General features: G+C 67.7%; 4 protein-coding genes and 1 pseudogene. 2 read left to right on the top strand and 3 right to left on the bottom strand.

Annotated features, from left to right (window positions below):
* Positions 1-434: 434 nt before the first annotated feature.
* The 3 genes and pseudogenes from D9R02_RS11110 to D9R02_RS11100 form a co-directional block, all read right to left on the bottom strand.
* Positions 435-1,220, bottom strand: a pseudogene (locus D9R02_RS11110) (M23 family metallopeptidase); the annotation flags it as partial.
* 313 nt (positions 1,221-1,533) lie between these two features.
* Positions 1,534-2,484 carry a M56 family metallopeptidase gene (locus D9R02_RS11105; RefSeq protein ID WP_121566923.1) on the bottom strand — a complete coding sequence of 317 codons (951 nt, stop codon included), beginning with the start codon at positions 2,482-2,484 and terminating at the stop codon, positions 1,534-1,536.
* Positions 2,485-2,490: 6 nt separating this feature from the next.
* The gene (locus tag D9R02_RS11100) at positions 2,491-2,877 is read right to left on the bottom strand and encodes a BlaI/MecI/CopY family transcriptional regulator (RefSeq protein WP_257879654.1); all 387 of its coding nucleotides are present in this window, start codon (positions 2,875-2,877) and stop codon (positions 2,491-2,493) included.
* A gap of 108 nt (positions 2,878-2,985) precedes the next feature.
* Between D9R02_RS11100 and D9R02_RS11095 the strand changes: the two genes are divergently transcribed.
* Positions 2,986-4,569, top strand: a complete 1,584-nt coding sequence (locus tag D9R02_RS11095; RefSeq protein WP_019311285.1) for a cytochrome ubiquinol oxidase subunit I — start codon at positions 2,986-2,988, stop codon at positions 4,567-4,569.
* Positions 4,570-4,597: 28 nt separating this feature from the next.
* Positions 4,598-5,608 (top strand): cytochrome d ubiquinol oxidase subunit II (gene cydB / locus D9R02_RS11090; RefSeq protein WP_121566922.1); only part of this gene is annotated, 1,011 nt, incomplete at its 3' end.

Here is a 5,608-nt window from a genome sequence, read left to right as displayed (position 1 = left end):
CTCCACAGCTACCTCGGCGACGTCCCGCCCGCCGAGTTCGAGAACGCGTTCTATGCTGTCCAAGCCGACCGCGAACACCTGGTCGGAATCAAATAGCGCGAGTCTCCATCAGACCCAGGGCGCTTCAGTTGGGCGGGTTTTACGGGTTTGGTCTGGATGGCCGTGGGCTTTTGCGCCGCTGACGGTGGAGGGGCCGGTGTGGGGCTGGGTTTCGCAGGAGCGGAAGGCTCGGCCGTGGGTTGGGGCTCCTTCGTGACCTTCTTGGTGGCAGCGGCCTTCTGCTCGGCAGCTTCTTCGTCCGAGGCGGCCTTTTTCTTGGCGGTGGTCTCGTCATCCACGGGGGCCGGCACGGGCACCTCCAAGGAGTACTTGCTGCGGGAGGCGGGAATGACGCGGAGACCGTCGACCCAGTCGAAGGACTGGGGGTCCACGGCCTGCCCGTCGACCCAGGTCTCGAGGTGCAGGTTTGGTCCCGTGACTCGGGTTCCGGTGGCACCGACGGAACCGAGCTGCTCGGCTGCGGCCAGCCGGTCACCGGTGGCCACCCTGACGTCCTCGAGGTGGTTATAGGTGGTCCTCAGTCCGTCCGCGTGGGTGACCTCCACACGGTTGCCGCCCCAGACGTCCCAGAACACGGCCGTCACCTCGCCCTCGGCGGCCGCCACGACCGGCAGCCCTGCGGCTGCGGAGACGTCGGTGCCGTTGTGGAACTCGCGGTCGCCGCGATCGGGGGCGATCCGCCACCCGAAGGTTCCCCCGGTCAGGACGGCCCCGGGAGTGGTGGGGGCGATGAGGGTGTTGACGGGAAGCTCGCCCGAGTACAGCCTCGGTGCATGTCGCCCCGGGCGCACCGTCGAGGCCGCGTTCCGGGCGGCGTCGCCCGGCCCGGTGCCTTGGCGCCAGGACCCGTTGCCTGCGGCGCCGTCACGGACGGGCGAGGTGGAACGGTTCTGCCGCAACGGTGCCGCCGGAGGGTGCTGCCGCTCCTGACCTGACGCGAAGAGGCTCCACCCGCTGTCCGACCGCTCCGAGGAGGCCGAGGAGCCCGCCGACACCCCGAAGGCAGCCCCTCGTTCTTCGCCGGCCCCCGGAGTGACGCCCGAGCTGACGGCCACGCTCGGCGCCACGAGGGCCGAGAACGCGGCGAGGGCGCTCACCGGCGAGGAGGCGCGGTGACGGAGGTCGGGCTTGGCAGGGCGGCGAGAGGAGTCACGGGGCATGATGGTGTTTCCCCCAGGACGTCGCGGGCAACGACGGAAAGATCGAGCAACGGACCGCAGGCATCAAACATTGGTGTGCGCGTAGGAGCACGGACAATCCTCCTGAGGATACGTCTTCGCTCCCGTTAATGCGGTGTCGTGCGGGCACGCAACGCTGTATGACGCGCAGAGCTGCCGCCCTCCGATTCGAGGTTCCTGAATCGGTGGCAAAGTGGCGCTGATGTACCTCATGTGACGCGGTAGATCTCGGTGTCAGGGCGCCGAGTCATGGGTCAGGTGTTGCCGTGGCAGCCAGGGTGGTTCGCGCCTGTGGTCAGTCGAGCAGATTGGTGAGGCCGGGGGCGAGCAGCAAGATGGTGGGCACGATGATGAGCGCAGCGGCTGCGCCGATGACTGTTGCCTTTTGTCCCGCCGGCACGGGCGTGGCCTCCAGTCGCAGGATGCGATGACGGGCGTCCTCGGCAGGGGCCGCGCCTGTCCAGGTGCCTTGGAAGCGGTGCGAGGGAGCAGCGGATCCACCGGTGCTGACAAGGGCGACGGCTCGGGCGAGGGTACGGTCGTCGACGCTCCGGCGGGCGCGGTCGTCGGCGAGCATCTCGACGAGGAGCCCGACTTCGCGGTGAGCGCGGTCGGCGATGGGGAACCAGGGCAGGGAAGCCTTCCAGGCGCGGAATAGCATCAGCACGATGTCATGGCGTTGGGTGGCATGTGCCTTCTCGTGCTCGATCACCGCGTCCAGCTCGTTTTCATCGAGCAGTGACAGCAATCCGGCAGAGAGGACGGTCATCGTGGTGAACGCCCCCGGGAGGCAGTAGGCGACAGGGGCGGGGTTGTCGAGGAGCCGGGTGCCGGGGGCATCGGGCAACGGTGTGCTCAGGAGCAGGACCAGCTGGGCATGGCGCCGGCGATCGCGTTCGGCGCGCACAATCGTGACCATCAGGTTCAGCAGCAGATGCCCGCCGAGCAGAACTGCTCCGGACAGCGCGAGGATGTGCATCGGGCCTGCGGGCACCCATGGCTGATCTCCAAAGAAGCTAGCGGCGAAGCTGATGCCGCCCGTGACCAAGTCCGGCCCAAAAGGGGCCAGGCCGAAGGTGAGCAAGGCCCCGAGCATCGACAGCCCGCCGGCCAGGGCGACGGCCTGCCAGAGCACCAGTGCGGTGGCGGGGGCGCGGGTCGGCCACTTGGCGTGCGAGAAAAGGATCGGGACGGGCCAGGCCAGGGCGAGAGCAAATGCCGCGAGGCCGATCGAGGCGCTGATCACATGGACTCAGTGGTCGTCGAGGAGGCGCCGCAGAGTTTGTGCCTCCTCGGAACTGACGCCCCCGACGAAGCGTTCGAGTACGGCGGCCCGGTCGTTGGCTGTTCCGAGGACCTCGTGCATGAGGGAGGCCATGTGCTCTTCGCGGGACGCTGCGGCGTGGTACCGGTGGGGGCGGAAGGTGCGTTCCCGTGTGACGAAGCCTTTGCGCTCCAGGCGGGACAGGACGGTGAGCACGGTGGTGGCGGCGCGGGGGCGACCGCTGTCGGTGGCTAGGGGGAGCTGGTCCTGGAGGTCGTAGGCCGACAGGGGGGTGTCCGCCTGCCAGAGGATCTCCATGATGGATCGCTCCAGGTCACCTAAGGAGGTTGCACGTTTCGATTCGTTGGTTGCCACCAGCTGATTCTAGCGGACCGACCCACGTGTTCTACAGTGGTGTAGAAGTAGTTCTACGACTCGTAGAACTACTTCTACACCACTGTAAAAAGGCTTGGGGGACAACCCATGGATCCGTTGGAGATCGCCCGGTGGCAGTTCGGGATCACCACCGTCTACCACTTCGTGATGGTCCCGCTCACGCTCGGGCTGGGTCTGCTGGTGGCGCTCATGCAGACGATGTGGGTGCGCACCGGCAACGAGCGTTGGCTGCGGATGACGAAGTTCTGGGGCAAGCTCTACCTGATCAACTTCATCATGGGCGTGGCCACCGGGTTGGTGCAGGAATTCCAGTTCGGGATGGCCTGGAGCGAGTACTCCCGCTTCGTCGGCGACGTCTTCGGCGCACCGCTGGCGATGGAGGGCCTGCTCGCCTTCTTCTTCGAGTCCACCTTCCTGGGCCTGTGGATCTTCGGCTGGGACCGCCTGCCCAAGAAGCTGCACCTGGCCACGCTGTGGACCGCGGTGCTCGGCTCCGTGGTCTCGGCCTTTTTCATCATCGTCGCCAACTCCTGGATGCAGCACCCGGTGGGCGTGGAGATGGTGGACGGCCGCCCGGTGATGAACGACGTGTGGGCGGTGCTGACCAACAACACGGCCCTGGTGGCCTACTCCCACACCCTGGCCGGAGCGGTGGCAGTGGGCGCGGCGTTCCTGATCGGGGTTTCCTGGTACCAGCTGTGGCAGCGCCGCCGGGACAACATCGACACCGTCGACGACTCCGGTGCCGTGGTCGTGGGAGAGCGGGCCGATATTCCCGGGCGGGACCGGGTCGACCACGCGGTGTGGCTGTCCAGCCTGCGCATCGGTGCGGTGGTCGCCGCCGTCGCCTTCGGCGGGGTCGCCGCCACCGGGGACCTGCAGGGCAAGCTCATGTTCGACCAGCAGCCGTTGAAGATGGCCGCCGCTGAGGCGGCCTGCCACGATGGCACCAGCTTCTCGGTGCTGGCCGTGGGCCCGCTCGGAGCCCAGGACTGTGACCAGGTGACCAACGTCATCGAGATCCCGGGCCTGCTGTCGTTTTTGGCCCACGGGGACTTCGACACCGAAGTCAAGGGCGTGAACACCCTCATCCCACAGTACGAGGCCGCCTACGGCACCCACCTGCCTGAAGACCCCATGTACGGCGAACGGGCCGGCCAAAAGATCGACTACCTGCCCCTAATGGAGGTCACCTACTGGGGGTTCCGCCTGATGATCGGCTTCGGCATGCTCGCCGCCGGCTTCGCGGCGCTGACGCTGTGGCTCACCCGGAAGGGCACCGTCCCGGCTTCCAAGCCCTTGATGTGGGTGGCGGTGGCCTCCATCCTGGCACCCTTCGGGGCCAACATTGCCGGGTGGGTGTTCACCGAGATGGGACGGCAACCGTTCGTGGTCGTCCCGAATCCCAACCCCAGTGGTGTGGACGGGGTGTACATGTACACCGCCGCTGCCGTCTCCCCGGGAGTCAGCGGGGAGGAGATCCTTTTCTCCCTCATCACCCTCGGGCTGATCTACGCGGTCCTGCTGGTGGTGGAGACGAGGTTGCTCGTGCGCTACGTGCGCGGCGGGGTCGCCTCGGCCATGCCCGAGCTCGCCCACCACGAAGATGACCCCGCCCATCCCGAGGGCATGACCGGTCGGCGCGATGACGTGCTGGCCTTCGCCTACTGAGCCCGACGACCACAGAACGGCCCCTGACATGGAACTGCTTCCCACTCTCTGGTTCATCGCCATCGCGGTGCTGTGGACCGGGTTCATCCTCCTGGACGGCTTCGACCTGGGCGTGGGGATGCTCATGCTCACCAGTACCCGCGATGAGCGCCAGCGCCGGCAGATGCTCAATACCATCGGCCCGGTGTGGGACGGCAACGAGGTGTGGCTGATCACCGCAGCCGCCGGGCTCTTCGCCGCCTTCCCCGACTGGTACGCCTCCTTGTTCTCTGCCCTGTACGTCCCCTTCGTGTTCGTCCTGGTCGGGCTGATTTTCCGGGCGGTGTCCATCGAGTACCGCGGCAAGGTCCACAGCGACCGGTGGCGGCGGTGGGTGGACCGGGCCCTGGGCGGGGGATCGTTCCTGGTCGCCTTCGGGCTCGGTGCTGCCTTGGCTTTGACCACTACGGGCCTGCCGCTGAACGCCAACGGCGACCGCGTCGGCGGGGCCTTCGCCTGGTTCACGCCCTACGCGCTGCTCGGTGGGCTGGCGCTGGTCGGTTTCTGCCTCGTGCACGCCTCGGCCTTCCTGGGACTGAAGACCGAGGGCCCGGTCCGGGTGCGTGCCCGCCAGTTCCTCCTCCGTTTCGGCCCGGCCGCGCTGGTGCCGCTCACCGTGTGGGTGTTGGCCGTTCAAGTGCTCCACGACAAGGCCTGGACCTGGCCCCTGGTCGGTGCCGCGGTCGTCGCCGCGCTCTTCGGGTGGACCAGCGCCCGCCTGGGCCGGGAAGGCCGCGCCTTCGCCGGCTCCGCCGCACTGCTGTTCTGCGGCCTTACCTCAATCTTCGCCAACGTCTACCCCGTGGTCCTGCCCTCCACGATCGACCCCGCCCACCACCTGACGGTGGCCAACGCCTCCAGCAGCGACTACACCCTGGGGGTCATGACCGTCGTGGCGGCCATCGGCTTGCCCTCGGTGATGCTCGCTCAGAGCTGGAGCTATTGGGTGTTCCGCCGGCGCCTGACCACCGGCCATCTTCCCGCCCCCCACCCCGTCCTT

Source organism: Kocuria rhizophila (assembly GCF_003667225.1).
Taxonomy (GTDB): Bacteria; Actinomycetota; Actinomycetes; order Actinomycetales; family Micrococcaceae; genus Kocuria; species Kocuria rhizophila.
The sequence above is the reverse complement of the archived record's forward strand: the minus strand, read 5'-3'. Positions and strand labels throughout refer to the sequence as shown.